This window comes from Ensifer sp. MJa1, from assembly GCF_037026475.1.
In the GTDB taxonomy this organism is placed as follows: domain Bacteria; phylum Pseudomonadota; class Alphaproteobacteria; order Rhizobiales; family Rhizobiaceae; genus Ensifer.
The window spans coordinates 33,735-49,959 of the sequence record NZ_JAKUMO010000034.1 but is presented as its reverse complement, the minus strand read 5'-3'; the positions used below and the strand labels follow the sequence as shown (position 1 = coordinate 49,959).

The following is a 16,225-nucleotide window of genomic DNA, read 5'->3' as shown; positions in this document are numbered from 1 at the left end:
GCTGTCCCTCAATCATCACCGGCATCTCAGTGATCCGTTCTCTCAGCGGACGCGGTCTCTTTCATGCCACCTCCTTGCGGTTTTGATGGCGCCTAAGTGGCGCACTCTCTTTTCGGGTCGACTGGCCGCAGGCCGGAGCGAACTCCCGTGTCTCCACGAAGGCCCGTTCCCGAACTGCGACATAGAGGGCGCCGACGCCCGAACGTCAGGCCCCAACCCGGTAGCGAGCAGCAGGCACGCTTCGGGAGAGGTTAGGCATGAGTCTCTGCCGTGCGGCCTCAAAGGTCTCCCAATCGGAAGCCTCCGGCAGCGACGGAATGGTGATCAGTTCGCCGTGATCGAGGCCGGAAAGGGCGGCATCCACCATATCCTCAGCCCGCATCACGATCTCGCTTGGCACGTGTTCAAGCGGCGTGCCGGCGATGCCCCAGAAATCAGTCGCCGTCGCACCGGGCAGCACAGCCTGAATGCGAATATTCTTGTCGGCAAGTTCTTTCTGCAGCGACAAAGTAAGGGCAAGCACGAAGGCTTTGCTTCCCCCGTAGACGCCGTTCAACAGTTCAGGCGCCACGCCGACGATCGAGGCGATGTTGACGATCGTCCCGTGGCCGCGGGCGACAAAGCCGGGCGCCGCCGCATAGGTCAGGCGCGTGACTGCATTCACGTTCAGCGCGATCATCTCCTCCATCTTGTCGACATCGGACGCCAGGAGCGGCGCCGTTGCGCCGACACCGGCATTGTTGACCAGCATCGTGATGCTCGCATCGCCTTGAAGCAGGGCTTCGATGCGCTTGACGTCGGCCCTGTTGCCGAGATCGGCCGCGACGACTTCGATCGCACGGCCGGTCTCGTCGGCAAGGCGCGCCGCGAGTTGATTCAGGCGCTCGCGGTTGCGAGCGACGAGGATCAGATCGTAGCCCCTGCGCGCCAGACGATCAGCGTAAATCGCGCCGATGCCCGAGGACGCGCCGGTGATCAGTGCGGTACCTTTGGAATTCCTGCTCATTTTCAAGCTCCGTTAGGTTGAGTTTGGAGCCTCTATGGTAGGTCACGACTGCGGCGTCTCAAATGTCATATATCCGGCATTTTACGCCATACATGAATGGCGTTTGGAATGGCGCGGCGGCAAGGGTGCGCCGCCGCGTGCTGTGCTAAGGGCGTGCGTGCCTTCCCGCTAGCCCGGTTGGCGCAGCGACTTGAACGACGCGCGCAATTCCTTCACGAAGACGTCCGGTTGTTCCCAGGCAGCAAAATGCCCGCCCTTGGCCAAGCGGTTGTAGTGGATCAGGTTGGGGAACGCCTTTTCCGCCCAGGATCGTGGCGCCTGGTAGAGTTCGTCGGGAAACGCACTGACCGCAACCGGGATCGTAATGCCCTTTGGAGCGAAGAAGGCGAGCTTGTTCTCCCAGTAGAGCCGGGCCGAAGACACGGCGGTGTTGGTCAGCCAGTAGAGCGTGACGTTGTCGAGCACGTCGTCACGGCTTAGCCCCTCCTTCCCGCCGTCAAAGACGCGGGCGATGAGCTCGTAGCTGCGCGCGTCGTGGTCGAGCATCCAGCTTGCGAGGCCGATCGGCGAATCCTCGATGGCATAGAGCGTCTGCGGACGCTTGCTCATCTCCAGGGCGTAGGAGAGCCCGTTCTTGTAGAAGAAGTCGAGCTGGTCATAGGCGCGGCGCTCGTCGGCTGTAAGATTGCGTGGCTGAGGACCACCGGCATCCAGTGCCTTCTGGATCTCGGCCGGAACTGTCGCCGGCATATTGGTGTGGATACCAAGCAATCCCGCTGGAGCCTGGACCGCCATCTGCTCGGTCACCGCATCGCCCCAGTCGCCCCCTTGAGCGACATACTGGGTGTAACCCAGCCGCTTCATCAAGACGCCCCAGGCCCGCGCGATGCGTACCGGATCCCAGCCGCGCTCCTCAGGCTTGCCGGAGAAGCCATGACCGGGGAGCGACGGTATAATGACGTCGAAGGCATCGGCTTCGGTGCCGCCGTAGGCCGTCGGGTTGGTCAATGGGTCGATGATCTTCAGCTGCTCGATGATCGAACCAGGCCAGCCATGGGTAACGATGACTGGCAGCGCATTCTTGTGCTTCGAGCGCACGTGAATGAAATGAATGTCGACACCGTCGATGGTGGTCACGAACTGCGGCAGGTCATTGAGCTTCTTTTCGACCCGGCGCCAGTCGTACTTGGTTGCCCAGTATTCGGCGAGCTTCTGCATCGTCGCAAGCTGCACCCCTTGGCTACCGTCACTGACCAGCTCCCGGTTCGGCCACTTGGTCGCCTCGATGCGCTGCTTGAGTTCGGCAAGCGCCTCGTCGCTCGCGTGGAACTGGAACGGACGTATGGCTTCATCCGCCACCGGCTTCGAAGACGAAGTACTGTTGAGGGTTGCCTGAGCGACGATTTGAGCTCCTCCCGGTTGGGCGGCACTCCCGGCGAAGGCGTTGGCGCCGAGCAACAAGATCCCGATCGCCAGGGCAGAGGTTGCAAGACGATAACGCTTGCCAATCAACGACAATATTCCGGACATGCTCACTCTCCTTGTTTTTGATCGGCGACGGCCAGTCGTCGATGGATTCAGGCGAACTCCAGCTTTCACGGACGACGCGCCGACCTCATGCCCACGGCAGAAATCGGTACGCGGCCCGAACTTCGCCGTGACTATCCGGCGCCGGCGTATCCGACATGTGTCCGAAGGGCGCTGTCTCTGTATCGCAATGTTTGTGGAGCCGGCTCTGACGCGCACGGATACGAAAACCAGGCGCGTGGTGGCGATCACGCTGCGGACAACAAAGGGAAACGGGGCCGCTGGCCCCGTCCATGTTTGCGCTTGCCTCGTCCCACACGGCGACTGTGGCGGGGGTTCAGAGATTGTAGTGCCCGCGGGCGAACGACCCGAGACCCCTGGCGTCGAGCAGGCGAAGCGGTACGCGAAACGTCACCCGTGCGACGCCCGGATGGCGGCCGATCTCGATCGCCCCGGCGATGGTCGCGCGGTTCATCACTTCAGGAACACTTAGGCCGAGCAGTTCTGCGGCACGCTCCAGTCCATTCGTCGTTGCCTCGTTGAGGTTGCCACCGGTGCCGATGAAGGTGACCGGTGCGTCGGTCTCGACATCGCGCACGCCGTGCTTGCGGGCAAGCGCCTCAACCCTGGTGCGCTCGGCCTCGCTCAGAGGACGGGCAAGGAATGGCACGTCGTCGAGCACCGGAAGCAGGATCGGCCCATCGATCGCCAGTCCCTTGATGACATGGACCTCCAAGGTCACCGTACCGGAGACATCACAGGTATGGCCGGCGATCTCGCCATCACCCTGGAGCGCATGCATGTCGCCCATGTAGATGCCGCCACCGGGTACCTTGACCGGGCAGATCAGGATCGCCCCCTCGCGAACGGTGTTCACATCCATATGGCCATCGGTCTTGTGCTGAACGAGTTCATCCGCAGTCAGCGAGTAGCTGTGCGGGGCATCGGTCAAGAACTGGCCGAAATCGCCGGCATTGTGCGAGTCCGGCATCGCCTTCGACGGCGTTGTGCCCAATTGTCCGAGAAACGGCCGCAAACGGGTCGCGACGCCGACAAGATCGGTAGGTGCAAAGGTCAGGATCGGGTTCTGGATCGAGCTGTCTGGTAGCGCCATCAGTCGATCCGCGTCCTTGGCGAAGGCCTCCGCGACGGATTTGCCGACGGTCAGGCCGACCTGGCGTTCATCATCGAAGGCAATCGTGTAGCCGTTGGTGAAGACAAAAGGCGTTGCGTCCGCGCCGCAGGTTTCGCAACGGATCGCCGTTGGTCCAATGCCTTCAACCCGTGTCCGCGGCCACGCCGCGCCACAGCCGGGGCAAACGGCGGCGCAGAAGGGATCGCCGTTGAAGCGACCGGCGACCGGCTCATCATTTCCCGACGCAGATGCCGCCGAGGTGACGACCAGGGAGCGGATGCGGATGGCAATGGCATCACCGACCTCGGCGCCGGCGACCGCCACCGGCCTTGTTACCTCGTGCCCGCCACGAATTTCAGGCGTGATCATCGGCCCCCAGCAACCGGGCGCGGTATTCGCAATGATGATGCCACCATCGGCAACCGGCCCCAGCATTGGGGCTGTTGGATCGAGGATGCCGTTGGTCAACTCGTTGACGAAGACCGTCTGCGCCCCTGTCGTCTGCTGTTCTTTCAGTTTCTCAAGCATTCACTTTCCTCCTCGAAAGGTGGTTTCGGTCACTCGAAACGCCGGGCCCAGGTCTGGCACAGACTCCAAGTTGTGAAGGCGTGACGCCGATCGCGGCGACACTCATTGCTTCGGGACAGCGGAAGCCGACGCTTGGTTCGGCGTGTCCTCGAGGAATGCTCCGCCTTGATCGGCGATGGTGCCCGGCGACTGGGCTGCAAGCACCCGGTCGCCAAAGAGCGCCGCGATGGCGGAAGGCTCCCTCGGATCGCTGTCCCAGGCACAGGGCGCGACGGCCAACGCCGCCACGGCGAAGCCCGTTATGAGAATACGCATGGATTGCTCCTCTTCTGTTGGGGCTGTTGAACTCGGGCCCCATATCCAGTGTCACAGCCGGGCGTATCTCCGCCGTGTTCGGATACCGCCGAAACTGTATGCGCATGTACTGGCGCCGGGACTCAGGCTCATTGTCCCGAACAACCGGGCGATCACTCGGTCCGGCCAGCTAGGATGCGGTGTCGGCGACCAGCACCGGCTTCTCCTGATAGAGGCGGAGGAACAGACGCTGCAGCGCACCTATTTTTGGCTGTTCATAGATCGCAACGTAGGGCTGCCGCGGGTTGTTGTAGACGTAGTCCTGGTGATACGCCTCGGCCCGGTAGAACGCCTTGCCGCTCTCTATCGTCGTCGCAATTTCGCGGTGAAAGACATCGGCGGCATTCAGTTGCGCAATGTAATCGGAAGCAACCTTGGCCTGCTCTTCGTTGCGCGGAAATATCGCCGAGCGATATTGCGGACCGATGTCGGGTCCCTGCCCGCCGATCTCCGTTGGATCATGCGCGACGGAGAAATAGATCTGCAGCAGTTGGCCGTAGCTCACCTGCTTCGGATCGAAAGTAACCTGCACTGCCTCGGCATGCCCGGTGGTGCCGGTTTCCGTCAGTTCGTAGGTCGCGGTCTCAGCGCTGCCACCGGCATAGCCGGAAGTGGCGCTCGTAACGCCCACGACATGCTGAAACACAGCCTGCACGCCCCAGAAGCATCCGCCGGCAAACACCGCCGTCTGGCGCGTCTCTGTCGGCGCGACATCATGGCGCGGTTTGGGTATGGGTCTCGCATCTTCTGCTGCCGACTGTCCGTTGAAGGCGAGCATCAGCCCGCCTGCAGCCAGGGCCGCGGCGACGAGGAAGCGTTGGCCAAGGGCGGAAGATCGCCGCCCTCGTTGGTGTTTCTTGTCGATCATCTCGCACACTCATCCGAAGGTGAAAACGAAAGCTTCTGCGCCGGGCTCAAGGAAGCGGATCTCGAACGTCCGCTCCCGTGCGTCATCGTGCTGGCGCACGAGCTGGTAAAGACGTGTCTCCGAGATTGTGCCCTTGCCGGCGGCGTCGATATCCGAGCCGTGGTCTGCTCCGGGTGGCGCCCCATCGACCGTGACCTGGAAGGGCACCGGCTTGCCGCCCGCGCCCGGTCCGAGCACCAGATGCAGGTCGCGGGCGCGGAACCGGTAGGTGATCCCACCGCCGGCCTCGTTGACGCGCGCCTGTTCGGCGCCGACAGTCCAGTTGCCGCTGAGCCCCCATTCATTGAGGCGTGGCTGCGCGACAGAGTAAAGCTGGGCGCTGTCAGCCGAGACGCCTTCCGGCGACACGAAGTTCTCGGCCCGCTCGTAGCCGACATAGGTCTCGCCGGAACCGAGCCGGCCGAGATCGGGTGCGGCTTCCGCACCGTTTGCGCCGGGCTTGACCAGGCCGCCTTCGGCCTTCTTCTTGCCGGCCGCCTCCGCCAGAAGGTCCTGGATCACGCGCTCGGAGCCTTCGTAGTCGCCCTCACCGAAATGGGTGTAACGGATCTGCCCCTCGGCATCGATGAAGTAGTGGGCTGGCCAGTAGCTGTTGGAAAATGCGCGCCAGATGGCGAAATCATTGTCGATCGCAACGGGATAGGTGATCTTGAAGTCACGAACCGCCTGCTCGACGTTTTCGATCTGTTTCTCGAAGGCAAATTCCGGTGCGTGTACACCGATGACGACGAGACCTTGATCCTTGTACTTCTCCGCCCAGGCCCGGACATAGGGGATCGTCCGGATGCAGTTGATGCAGGAGTAGGTCCAGAAGTCGACGAGAACGACCTTGCCGCGAAGCTCCGCCGGCGTCAGCGGTTTGGAGTTCAGCCATTGCACCGCGCCGTCAAGCGAAGGGAACGTGCCTTCCACCGGCAGATCGCTGCGGTAGTCCACCGGTCGCGTGTCCTTTGCGGCGAGCGTCATCCGGGTGCTTGCGACGTCCTTGGGTGCTCCGATGCCACGCAGCCGATCGAGGATCGACTGCTCGACGCCTGCCGTGCTCGCATAGGAAAGACGCGCCAGCAGGCCGGTATCGAGCCCGAGGGCGATCGCCGCCACGCCGGCCAGAACCGCGACACCCAGGCCCTGGCGGATACGGTCGCCGACGCCGAGGAAACGCTTCATGGCTGAGAACACCCGTGCTCCGGCAAGCACGGCCAGCGCCAGCGATGTTGCCGCGCCCGCCGCGTAGGCTGCGAGTAAGAGCGTTGTCTGCGCGCTTGCCCCGTTAAGCGCAGCCCCGGTCAGAACCAGGCCGAGAACAGGGCCGGCACAAGGCGCCCAGAGCAACCCGGTGGCAACGCCGAGCAGAATGGCGCCGCTGATGCTTCCCGGCTCCCCGGTCGCTGCTTTCCTCGAAAGCCGGTTGCCGAGAGCGACGAGGGGACCGGTGACAAAGGTCGCCGCGCGCGTCGACAGCAAAGTAACCCCGAAAACGGCAAGCAGCGCAATCGCGGCGTAGCGACCGTACTCGTTGGCCTGCACCACCCAGTTGCCGCCGAGCGCGGCCAAGGAGGCAACGCCGGCGAAGGTGACGATCTTGGCGAGCAGCATCGGTAGAATGCTGGTGGAAAATGGTTGGCCGGCCCGGGCGAACACGAACGGCAGAACCGGCAGGATGCAGGGACTGACGATCGTCAGCACACCTGCGAGGTAGGCTACAACAAAAAGCAGCATCATCGTCTCTCCGCACTGGACCGAAGCCTTGTGGCAGCGATCGCGCTTGACATGCGCGGCAGAGGACCATCTTGACGTATCGCGGATGTGTCCTGTCGGGAGGTCTTGTGTATCTCAGTGCAACAGGTTTCACCGATGGCTCATCGGTGGCGGCGCCTGACGTCACCGCGCGGCGGAAACACCACCGCTCAATCGTTGAGCCCCGATGTGAGAAACCGGTTACCGTTCTCGAACGTCGGGCGAGCCGCGTTCCGCTCCGAGAAAATGGCTCGCATAGGCGTAGAGCCCGGGGCTGCCGCCGGTCATGATGAAGAGCACATTGTCGCCGGCGCCGTATTGGCCCGCGGCAATGTCTTCAAGCAGGCCTGCGAATGCCTTGCCGCTGTAGACAGGATCAAGCAGCAGCCCCTCACGGCTCGCCATCAGCCGCACGGCATCGACCATCGCTTGTGTCGGAATGCCATATCCGGGACCGAGCTGATCCCCGGAAACAGTCACCTCGTCCAACGCCACCGAGGGCTCGAGGCCGAGCAGTGCGAGGGCATCGTTGGCTCGCTCGACAGTCGCGATCTTCGCCTTTTCGGCCGGTGCAAGCACCGAGTGGCCGTGCACGCGCCGTGGATCAAGACCGAGCGCCCGATATCCCGCGACCAATCCGGCTTGCATCCCGGAACTGCCATTGGGAACCACAACCGATGTGAAATCGTGGCCCAATTCCGTCGCTTGTTCCTGGATCTCAAGCGCGCACGCCGCATAGCCGACACACCCGACGGCCGACGAGCCACCCAGTGTTGCGACATAGGCGACGCGCCCGGCCTGGCTAAGTTCTGCCGCCCGCTCATTCGCCAACGTCGTTGCGTCGACGCCCTGCGGCAGGTGGTGAATACGCGCCCCGAACAGGTCATCGAGCAGTACATTACCGTTTCTGTCATATTCCGCACCATCCCGCGGCACCATCGGCGCCAGCACCAGTTCGCAAGACAGGCCAAACTTCGCCGCTGTCGCGGCAGCAAGACGCGCAAAGTTCGACTGCCGGCCACCGGTGGCGATCAGCGTGTCGGCCCCCTTCGCCGCCGCATCGCCGAGCAGAAACTCGAGCTTTCTGAGCTTGTTGCCACCACCACCGAGCGTCATCTGATCGTCGCGCTTGGCGTAAAGCCTGATGCCTTTTGCCGCGGCACCCAATGCATCCTCGATGCGCTCCAGACGCTCGATCGGCGTCGGACCGCGCGTAAGCTTGCGCCGCGGCATGAGACTAAGGGCCTTGGAGAGAGACATGATCATATCCGCTTGCCGGCACGACATGCCGGGCACGCTCGTGTTCGTTTGACTGGCCCGGACTGTGCGCGACCGGGACCAGCCAATGCAACTGCTTTTTCATCGCCTTCTCACCGAAGCGCCGGAGTGCTCGAGAGCAGCCCCTCCCAGAGCGACCTTTGCGCGTTCATATGGACGCATGGCGCCCTAGAACGTGCTGCGGCCCGGTGCTGCCTCCAGCAAGGTTCTCGTGTAGGGATGGCTCGGCTGTTGCAGCACCTTTGCTGCCGTTCCCCGTTCGACGATCTCGCCCTTCTGCATCACCACGATCTCATCGCTGATCTGGGCTGCGACCCTGAGGTCGTGCGTGATGAAGACGATGGCGAGTTGCAGCCGCTCCTGCAGGTCGCGCAACAGCGCCAGCACCTGCGCCTGCACAGAAACGTCAAGGGCCGAGACGCTTTCGTCGGCGATCAGCACATCCGGCTGCATGGCAAGCGCCCGGGCGATGCCGATCCGCTGCCGCTGACCGCCGGAAAAGGCGCTCGGCTTGCGCCAATAGGCGCTCTTGTGCAGGCCGACGAGGTCGAGCAGTTCCTCGGTACGGCGGCGCGCCTCGGCGGAGCTTGCACCGGCCAGCCTTGCTGCGCGCGCGATCATCGGGCCGACCCTGCGGCGTGGATTGAGCGAGCCGAACGGATCCTGAAAGATCATCTGGATGGTGCGGCGGTACTTTTCGAGCTTCTTGGCGGGCAAGACGCGGAGGTCGGTACCGGCCACCTCCACACGCCCACCTCTCGCATCGATCAGGCGGATCATCGCCTTGGCAAGCGTGGATTTTCCGCAACCGGATTCCCCGACGATCGAAACGACACGGCCCGGGGCAAGGCTGAGATCGATATCTTTGAGTACGGCCAACGCACCATAGGAATGATGCAATCCACGCACGGCAAGGACGGGCTCTGCTTCTGGCGCCGTCGGCCGATCATGCGGATCAAGGCTCGGAACGGCGGCGATCAGCGCCTGGGTGTAGGGATGCTGGGGTGCCGTCAGCACCTGCTTCGCCTCCCCGATCTCGACGATCTCGCCATGTTTCATCACCGCGACCCGATCGGCAATGTCGGCGACGACGCCGAAGTCGTGGGTGATGAAAACGATGCCGTGGCCATGCACGTCGCGCAGTTCACCGATCAGCTTCAGCACCTGCGCCTGGGTGGTCACGTCGAGCGCCGTCGTCGGCTCGTCGGCGATGAGAACACGTGGGCTCATGGCAAGCGCCATGGCAATCACCACGCGCTGGCACTGGCCACCCGAGAGCTGATGCGGGAAGGACTTGAGGATGCGGTCCGGGTTCGGCAACCGCATCGCCACGACCAGATCGCGCGCCCGCTTCGCCCGCTCGCGGGCATCAAAGTCGGAATGCAGGAGGAAGACTTCCTCGATCTGCGCCGCCACTGTCATTGCCGGATTGAGCGAGGCCATCGGCTCCTGGAAGATCATCGCAATGTCGCGGCCGCGAATGGCGCGAAACGCCTTCTCCGACAGGCGTGTCAGGTCCTTCCCCTCAAGCAGGACATGCCCGCCTGCAACCTTCAGCCCCTCGGGGACCGCGCCCATCAAAGCACTCGACAGCACCGACTTGCCGGAACCGGATTCACCGACGACGCAGAGGATCTCCCCGGGGCTGAGATTGAAGCTGACATTGTTGACCGCGAAGGGGCGGTCGGAGCCCTTCGGCAGGGTGACACTCAGGTTTTCGACCTTGAGGATCGGTTGTCTTTCTTGCGTTGTCATGCGCGCCGTCCTTGTGCGTCGGAAACTTCCCGCAATCCATCCGCCAGCAGGCTGAGCCCGAGCATCAGCGAGGAGATTGCAAGGCAGGGAAAGATCACGAGGTGCGGAAAAGCGATCGCCATGCCGCGACCCTCGTTGACCATGGTGCCCCAATCCGGCGTCGGTGGTGGCAGACCGAGGCCAAGGAATCCGAGCGTGCCGATGGTGATTGCCGTGTAGCCAAGGCGCAGGCAGAAATCGACGGCAAGCGGACCACTGGCATTGGGCAGGATGTCGAAGAGCATGATGCGCCAGGCGCTCTCGCCCTGGGTGATTGCCGCCGCCACGTAGTCACGGCTCGCCACATCGATGGTGATGCCGCGCACGATGCGGAAAATTGCCGGCGCGCTGCCAAAGGTCACCGCGAGGATGATGTTGAAGGGCGAGGAGCCGATCACCACGATGATGACGATGTAGAGCACCAGCACCGGAAAGGAGAGTACGACGTTGGCGAAGTAGGACAGCACCGCGTCCAAGCGGCCGCCGCGATACCCGGCGATAAGACCGAGCACCACTCCGACGAGATAGGCTGTCAGCGTTGCAAGCGTCGCAAAGACCACAACCGTGCGGGCACCGTAGATCAGCCGCGAAAGAATATCGCGGCCGAGCATGTCCGTGCCGAGCCAGAATGTGCCGCCGGCCGGATTGAGCGCGCCGGGCTTGGCAAGCGGCATCAGGGTCTTGATCGGGTCGTAGGGAGCAAGGACCGGTGCAAGCAGCGCGATGAGCAGCCAGCCGAGGCTGAGCAAACCGCCGACGACAGTGATGGGGCTGGAAAGATAGGGCAGGAAGAATTTGCGCATGACGTGACCTATTTGCTGCCCATGGCCGCTTCGAGCAGTGAAACACGCGGGTTCAGCCAGCCGTAGGCGATGTCGGAGAGGATCTGGGTGGCAACGACGACCAGAACGCTGACCATGGCGCAGGCTTCGACGAGGCGGATGTCGCTGTTGAGGGCGGCATCATAGAGCAGCGTGCCGAAGCCCTTGTAGGCGTAGAAGACCTCGACGACGATGACGCCCGAGAGCAGCCACGGCAGTTGCAGCATGATGACGGTGACCGGGGTGATCAGCGCATTTCTAAGGGCGTGGCGCCAGACGATGCGGGCCGGGCTTGCTCCTTTGAGACGCGCGGTGCGGACATAGTGCGTGCCCATGACCTCCACCATCGAAGCGCGTGTCACGCGCGCCAGGTAACCGGTCGAATAGAAGGCAAGCACGAGCACCGGAAGCACCATCTCGCTGAAGGAGAAACCGGAGAGCATGGTGCTCGCGCCCGGCAGCCAGTTGAGCCAGAAGACGAACACGGCGGACAGGAAGACGGCTGAAGCGAAGTCCGGGATCGAGGTGGTGACGATCGACAGCAGCGAGACGGCGCGATCAATGAGCGAGCCCGGCCGCATACCCGCAAGAAGGCCGGCGAAGAGCCCGACGGGCACCATCACCAGCAGCGCGCCGCCGGCAAGAAGGCCGGAAGCGGCCAGCCGATCGGGAACAAGATCGATCACCGGCGCGCGGTAATAGGTGGATTCGCCCCAGTTTCCTGACACGAAGGACCACAGCCAGCGGCCATAGCGGATAAGGAACGGATCGTCATAGCCGTTGGCCGTCAGCCAGGCGGCGCGCTGCGCGTCCGTCGAGAACTGGCCGAGCACCTTGACGGCAACGTCCTCGACGTTGACCTCAAGCGCCATATATACAAGGAACGACACGGTCAGCATGGCCGCCGCCGCGCCGCCGAGCTTACGGACGATAAAAAGGATCAGGGTCACGGGGAACCACTCCTTGCCGGATAGAATGAGGGCCGGGTGGAATGAGGGCCGCAGAACCTGCGGCCCCTCAACGAAATTACGCCTGGGCGAGCCAGATGCCGTCCATGCGGAAGTAGTCCGCCGGGTGCAGCTTGTAATTTCTCACCTTCATGGACGTCGCGCAGAAGCGGCTCGGCCAATAGGCCTGCACCATGACGGCATTGTCCTGGAGGATCTGCTCGACCTCACGCATGGCTTCGCTGCGCTTTGCCGGATCGACCACCGCCATCGCCTTGTCGAGGGCTGCATCAAACTCCTTGCTGGCGAAATGGCTTTCGTTCCAAGCGCCACCCGAACGATAGGCAAGATCCAGCGTCATCGAGCCGAGCGGACGATGGGCCCAGTAGGTCAGGCCAAAGGGAACCTTGTCCCAGACCGGCCAGTACTGCGACGCCGGAAGCACGTTGAGCTTCAGTCGGATGCCGGCTTCGGCCAGGTTCTGCTGCAACACCTGAGCGGTGTCCTGTTCCCATTTGCCTTGCGTGTTGCCGAGCGTGAGCTCGATATCGAGGCCGTCCTTATACCCGGCCTCGGCAAGCAGGGCCTTGGCCCTCTCGACGTCGCGCGTCACCGGCTCCAGTGGGAAATAGTCCGGCTGCGTCGGCGAGACATGCACGTTCGCGCCGATCACGCCTTCGCCGCGATAGGCGACGTCGAGCATCTGCTTGTTGTCGGCTGCAAGCTGGATCGCCTTGCGGACACGAACGTCGTCGAACGGCTTTGCGTCGACCTGCATGCGCATGACCAGCGTGTGCGCAGGGTTGGCCTTCAGCACCTGGATGTTCGGCAGCGATTTCATCAGGTCATATTCGGCGATGCTGGCGCGATAGATGACGTCGATCTGGCCGCTGGCGAGCGCCGCCAGATGCGTGGTCACATCCGTGCCCATGTCGATGTAGTGGATCTCATCGAGATGAGCAGGCGTTCCCCAATAGTCGGCCCGCTTGGTAAACACCGCCTGGCGGCCGACCTCGAAGCTTTCGAGCTTGAACGGGCCGGTTCCGATCGGGTTCGCGGGCCAGTTCGCACCGTCCTTGACGAAATTGCGATGCACCATCGGGCAGGTGTAGGAATAGAGCTGCTCCGGCAGCGAGGACACACCACGCGACAGCGTGATGCGCACGCTGTGGTCACCTGTTTTTTCGACCTTCTCGACGGCGGAGAATGCGGTCTTGTTCGACGACTGGGAATCCGGCGCGATCCAGCGCTCGATGTTGAAGATCACATCCTCGGGCGTGAAGGCGTCGCCGTTCGACCACTTGGCGCGTTCGTCCAGTTCAAAGTCCCAGACCTTCAGGTCCTCCGACGGCGTCCAGCTCTTGGCGAGATAGGGATGGGTGATGTTGTCGGCATCGACATAGGTCAGGAATTCGAGGCTGTTGCGATAGAGGTTGGAAGCCTCGATCCAGCTCGAAAGCATCGGATCGGTCAGTTCCTGGATCTGGCAGGCAAAACGCAGCGTGCCGCCGTCAACGGGCGTTTCCGTTTGAGCAAATGCCTCGCCCTTCATGCCGGCAAAGACGCTGGCAGATGCAACGGAGACCCCAAGCCAAGCGCTGGCGCGCAGGAACGAACGCCGGTCAATTGCTCCCGAGCGGACCTGCTCGACGAGGTCCTTGACGGACGAATGGAGCGGCCGGTCACTGTTTGTCTTCAGATCTTTCATGTTTCCTCCTCCAGGAATTGATTTTTTAGGCGGTGTCGGTGCCACCGATCACACGCAATCCTCTTCGGTGGCCGTTCGGCCGACCGTTGTTTCTGAACCGGCTGATGAGCCACGAGCGGAAGCCGGCGATCAGCGGGTCCGCCAGCCCGTCGGCGTCGATCTTCAGGTAGTAGCCAAAGCCTTCGTAGTAGTCGGCCTCGAAGGGTGCCACGAGCCGACCGCTCTCGATTTCGTCTCGAAAGAGCACCGGGTCGACGAGCACGAGACCATGCCCCGAAAGCACGTATTGGACAGCGAGGCTTGCGCTGTCGAAGGTGACGCCACGAGAGGTCGCAACATCCGAGACACCGTTTTGCAGCACGAACCGCTGCCACATGTGATGTGGATCGAGATCGACGATCTTGATGTGGACGATTTCGTTCTCCGCGATGAAGGCGCCGATATCTGGCGGGCCGTTACGCACCAGGTCCGGGTGGCAAAGGATCGTCGGGCGCTCTTCCCACAGGAGATCGGTGATCCACTCGTCGACGGTCGGCCGGGTATAAACGACGGCAAGGTCGAATTCGCTGTTCGGGCCACCATAGGGCGTGGAGACTTCGAGCAGCACCTCGGGGAAGCTGCGCCGGAAGTCGGTGAGCAACGGCACGGTGAGCTTCATGGCGAAGCTCGGCGGCAGGTTGATGCGCAGCTTGCGTTTCTGCCCCTCGCTCTGGCCGACCTCCCTCAGCGCCTGTTCGATCCGGTCGAACCCCTTGACCACCCCGGCAAGCAGCGCCCTGCCTTCCACCGTGAGCGCGATCGACTTGTGCCCCCGCTCGAACAGCTTGTGGCCGAGTGCTTCCTCGAGCCCGATGACATGTCGCGAGAGCGCGCTCTGCGAAATGTTCAGCGCATTCGCAGCGTCGGTGAAGCTGTTGTAGTGCGCTACGGCCTCGAAGGCGCGCAGGGCATTGAGCGGAAGGCGGCGGCGATCCATGATCGGATCCTTTCTGTTCTTAGCGGAGGGTGGGCTTACTGTACGGCAAGCCCTCCGAAGAGCACGTATTTGCTTTCCAAATACTCATCGAGGCCTTCGCTCGCGCCTTCACGACCGAGACCCGATTGCTTTATCCCGCCAAAGGGTGCGACTTCAGTCGAAATCACCCCCTCATTGATGCCGACCATGCCGGCTTCGAGCGCGGCGGCAACGCGCCAGGCGCGGCCGATGTCGCGGGTGAAGAAATAGGCCGAAAGCCCTGTTTCCGTTGCGTTGGCAAGGGCAATCGCCTCTGCTTCGCCACGAAAGCGGAAGAGACCGGCCACCGGCCCGAAGGTCTCTTCCTGCGCGAGCGCCATGTCCGGCGTCACGTCTCTCAGCACCGTCGGCGCATAGAACAGCCCGCCTCGCTGATGCGGCTTGCCGCCCGTCAACACGCGCGCACCCTTGGCCGTCGCGTCCGCGACATGCCGCTCGACCTTCGTCAGCGCCGCCGCATTGATCAGCGGGCCCTGCGCTGCCCCATCTTCTATGCCGGGTCCAACCTTCATCGCGGCGACCGCCTCGGTGAGTGCGGCGGCGTAACGATCGTAAATACCGTCCTCGACCAGGATGCGGTTGGCGCAGACGCAGGTCTGCCCGGTGTTGCGGAACTTCGAGGCGATCGTTCCGCGAACCGCAAGCTCGATATCGGCATCATCAAAAACGATCAGCGGCGCGTTGCCTCCGAGTTCGAGGCTGACGCGTTTTACCGTATCGGCGCATTGGCGCATCAGCAGTTTTCCCGTCGCCGTCGAACCGGTGAAGGAGAACTTGCGCACGACCGGGCTTGCCATCCAGACGCCAACGACATCGGCGGGAGATTTCGTCGTGACGATGTTGACGACGCCAGCGGGAACGCCGGCCTCTTCACCGAGGCGGGCGAGCGCCAATGCCGAGAGCGGGGTGTCTTCGGCTGGCTTGATGACGATGGTGCAGCCGGCAGCGAGCGCCGGGCCGATCTTGCGGGTGATCATCGCCAGCGGGAAGTTCCACGGCGTGACCGCGGCGACGACGCCAACCGGTTCTTTCATCACGACGATACGGGCATCACTGCGATGCGGCGGCACGACGCCGCCATGCGAGCGGCGTCCCTCCTCGGCAAACCACGTCAGGAAACCGGCAGCGTAGGCGACTTCGCCACGGGCTTCGGCGAGCGGCTTGCCCTGCTCGGCGGTAAGGAGCTGGGCGAGCTCCTCCTGTCGCGCGAGCATCAGCCCGGCCCAACGCCTGAGAACTTCGGAGCGTTGTGCGGCCGTCGTCTGCTTCCATGCGCGGAAGGCCACTTCCGCCGCATCGAGTGCCTGTTGCGCCTCCGTGGCTCCGCAATCTGCGACGCGGGCGATCTCGCTCCCGTCGGCAGGATTGACGACGGAGAACCGCTTTTCGTAAGTGGCGTCCTGCCACACTCCGCCCACCAGGGCTCGGCGTTCTACAAGCTGCATCG

At 63.1% G+C, this 16,225-nt stretch carries 13 protein-coding genes; all 13 read right to left on the bottom strand.

What is annotated here, in order from left to right; translation table 11 throughout:
* Nucleotides 1–205: 205 nt before the first annotated feature.
* The 13 genes from MKZ91_RS29335 to MKZ91_RS29275 all read right to left on the bottom strand — a co-directional run bounded on the left by MKZ91_RS29335 (nt 206) and on the right by MKZ91_RS29275 (nt 16,223).
* A complete protein-coding gene (locus MKZ91_RS29335; RefSeq protein WP_336174546.1) occupies nt 206–1,006 on the bottom strand; it encodes an SDR family NAD(P)-dependent oxidoreductase in 801 nt (266 codons plus the stop codon).
* Nucleotides 1,007–1,174: 168 nt separating this feature from the next.
* On the bottom strand, nt 1,175–2,536 hold the full coding sequence (locus MKZ91_RS29330; RefSeq protein WP_336174545.1) for an epoxide hydrolase family protein: 1,362 nt from the start codon (nt 2,534–2,536) through the stop codon (nt 1,175–1,177).
* A gap of 334 nt (nt 2,537–2,870) precedes the next feature.
* Nucleotides 2,871–4,196 carry an acetamidase/formamidase family protein gene (locus MKZ91_RS29325; RefSeq protein ID WP_336174544.1) on the bottom strand — a complete coding sequence of 442 codons (1,326 nt, stop codon included), beginning with the start codon at nt 4,194–4,196 and terminating at the stop codon, nt 2,871–2,873.
* Between the two features lie 102 nt (nt 4,197–4,298).
* Nucleotides 4,299–4,511, bottom strand: a complete 213-nt coding sequence (locus MKZ91_RS29320) for a hypothetical protein (protein ID WP_336174543.1) — start codon at nt 4,509–4,511, stop codon at nt 4,299–4,301.
* Between the two features lie 169 nt (nt 4,512–4,680).
* Entirely contained in the window at nt 4,681–5,418 is a 738-nt protein-coding gene (gene msrA / locus MKZ91_RS29315) for a peptide-methionine (S)-S-oxide reductase MsrA (protein ID WP_336174542.1), read from the bottom strand.
* Between the two features lie 9 nt (nt 5,419–5,427).
* The gene (locus tag MKZ91_RS29310; protein ID WP_336174541.1) at nt 5,428–7,197 is read right to left on the bottom strand and encodes a cytochrome c biogenesis protein DipZ; all 1,770 of its coding nucleotides are present in this window, start codon (nt 7,195–7,197) and stop codon (nt 5,428–5,430) included.
* Between the two features lie 219 nt (nt 7,198–7,416).
* The gene (locus tag MKZ91_RS29305) at nt 7,417–8,475 is read right to left on the bottom strand and encodes a D-cysteine desulfhydrase family protein (protein WP_336174540.1); all 1,059 of its coding nucleotides are present in this window, start codon (nt 8,473–8,475) and stop codon (nt 7,417–7,419) included.
* 186 nt (nt 8,476–8,661) lie between these two features.
* On the bottom strand, nt 8,662–10,248 hold the full coding sequence (locus MKZ91_RS29300) for an ABC transporter ATP-binding protein (protein WP_336174539.1): 1,587 nt from the start codon (nt 10,246–10,248) through the stop codon (nt 8,662–8,664).
* Complete coding sequence (locus MKZ91_RS29295; protein ID WP_336174538.1) at nt 10,245–11,090, bottom strand: ABC transporter permease; 846 nt, start codon at nt 11,088–11,090, stop codon at nt 10,245–10,247. The genes MKZ91_RS29300 and MKZ91_RS29295 overlap by 4 nt, the downstream gene beginning before the upstream one ends.
* 8 nt (nt 11,091–11,098) lie before the next feature.
* Nucleotides 11,099–12,058: an ABC transporter permease gene (locus MKZ91_RS29290; protein WP_336174537.1), complete on the bottom strand. Its 960-nt coding sequence runs from the start codon at nt 12,056–12,058 to the stop codon at nt 11,099–11,101.
* A 76-nt stretch (nt 12,059–12,134) separates the two neighbouring features.
* Nucleotides 12,135–13,763: an ABC transporter substrate-binding protein gene (locus tag MKZ91_RS29285; protein ID WP_336174536.1), complete on the bottom strand. Its 1,629-nt coding sequence runs from the start codon at nt 13,761–13,763 to the stop codon at nt 12,135–12,137.
* Nucleotides 13,764–13,788: 25 nt separating this feature from the next.
* The gene (locus tag MKZ91_RS29280) at nt 13,789–14,739 is read right to left on the bottom strand and encodes a LysR substrate-binding domain-containing protein (protein ID WP_336174535.1); all 951 of its coding nucleotides are present in this window, start codon (nt 14,737–14,739) and stop codon (nt 13,789–13,791) included.
* A 35-nt stretch (nt 14,740–14,774) separates the two neighbouring features.
* Nucleotides 14,775–16,223, bottom strand: coding sequence for an NAD-dependent succinate-semialdehyde dehydrogenase (locus MKZ91_RS29275; RefSeq protein WP_336174534.1), 1,449 nt, complete (start codon nt 16,221–16,223; stop codon nt 14,775–14,777).
* Nucleotides 16,224–16,225: the final 2 nt, after the last annotated feature.

Excerpts from the sequence above, each read along its gene's own strand:
- MKZ91_RS29320 (WP_336174543.1), bottom strand. The coding sequence starts at position 4,511 with ATGCGTATTCTCATAACGGGCTTCGCCGTGGCGGCGTTGGCCGTCGCG.
- MKZ91_RS29300 (WP_336174539.1), bottom strand. The coding sequence starts at position 10,248 with ATGACAACGCAAGAAAGACAACCGATCCTCAAGGTCGAAAACCTGAGT.
- MKZ91_RS29335 (WP_336174546.1), bottom strand. The coding sequence starts at position 1,006 with ATGAGCAGGAATTCCAAAGGTACCGCACTGATCACCGGCGCGTCCTCG.
- MKZ91_RS29325 (WP_336174544.1), bottom strand. The coding sequence starts at position 4,196 with ATGCTTGAGAAACTGAAAGAACAGCAGACGACAGGGGCGCAGACGGTC.
- MKZ91_RS29275 (WP_336174534.1), bottom strand. The coding sequence starts at position 16,223 with ATGCAGCTTGTAGAACGCCGAGCCCTGGTGGGCGGAGTGTGGCAGGAC.
- MKZ91_RS29310 (WP_336174541.1), bottom strand. The coding sequence starts at position 7,197 with ATGCTGCTTTTTGTTGTAGCCTACCTCGCAGGTGTGCTGACGATCGTC.
- MKZ91_RS29295 (WP_336174538.1), bottom strand. The coding sequence starts at position 11,090 with ATGCGCAAATTCTTCCTGCCCTATCTTTCCAGCCCCATCACTGTCGTC.
- msrA (WP_336174542.1), bottom strand. The coding sequence starts at position 5,418 with ATGATCGACAAGAAACACCAACGAGGGCGGCGATCTTCCGCCCTTGGC.
- MKZ91_RS29330 (WP_336174545.1), bottom strand. The coding sequence starts at position 2,536 with ATGTCCGGAATATTGTCGTTGATTGGCAAGCGTTATCGTCTTGCAACC.
- MKZ91_RS29280 (WP_336174535.1), bottom strand. The coding sequence starts at position 14,739 with ATGGATCGCCGCCGCCTTCCGCTCAATGCCCTGCGCGCCTTCGAGGCC.
- MKZ91_RS29305 (WP_336174540.1), bottom strand. The coding sequence starts at position 8,475 with ATGTCTCTCTCCAAGGCCCTTAGTCTCATGCCGCGGCGCAAGCTTACG.
- MKZ91_RS29285 (WP_336174536.1), bottom strand. The coding sequence starts at position 13,763 with ATGAAAGATCTGAAGACAAACAGTGACCGGCCGCTCCATTCGTCCGTC.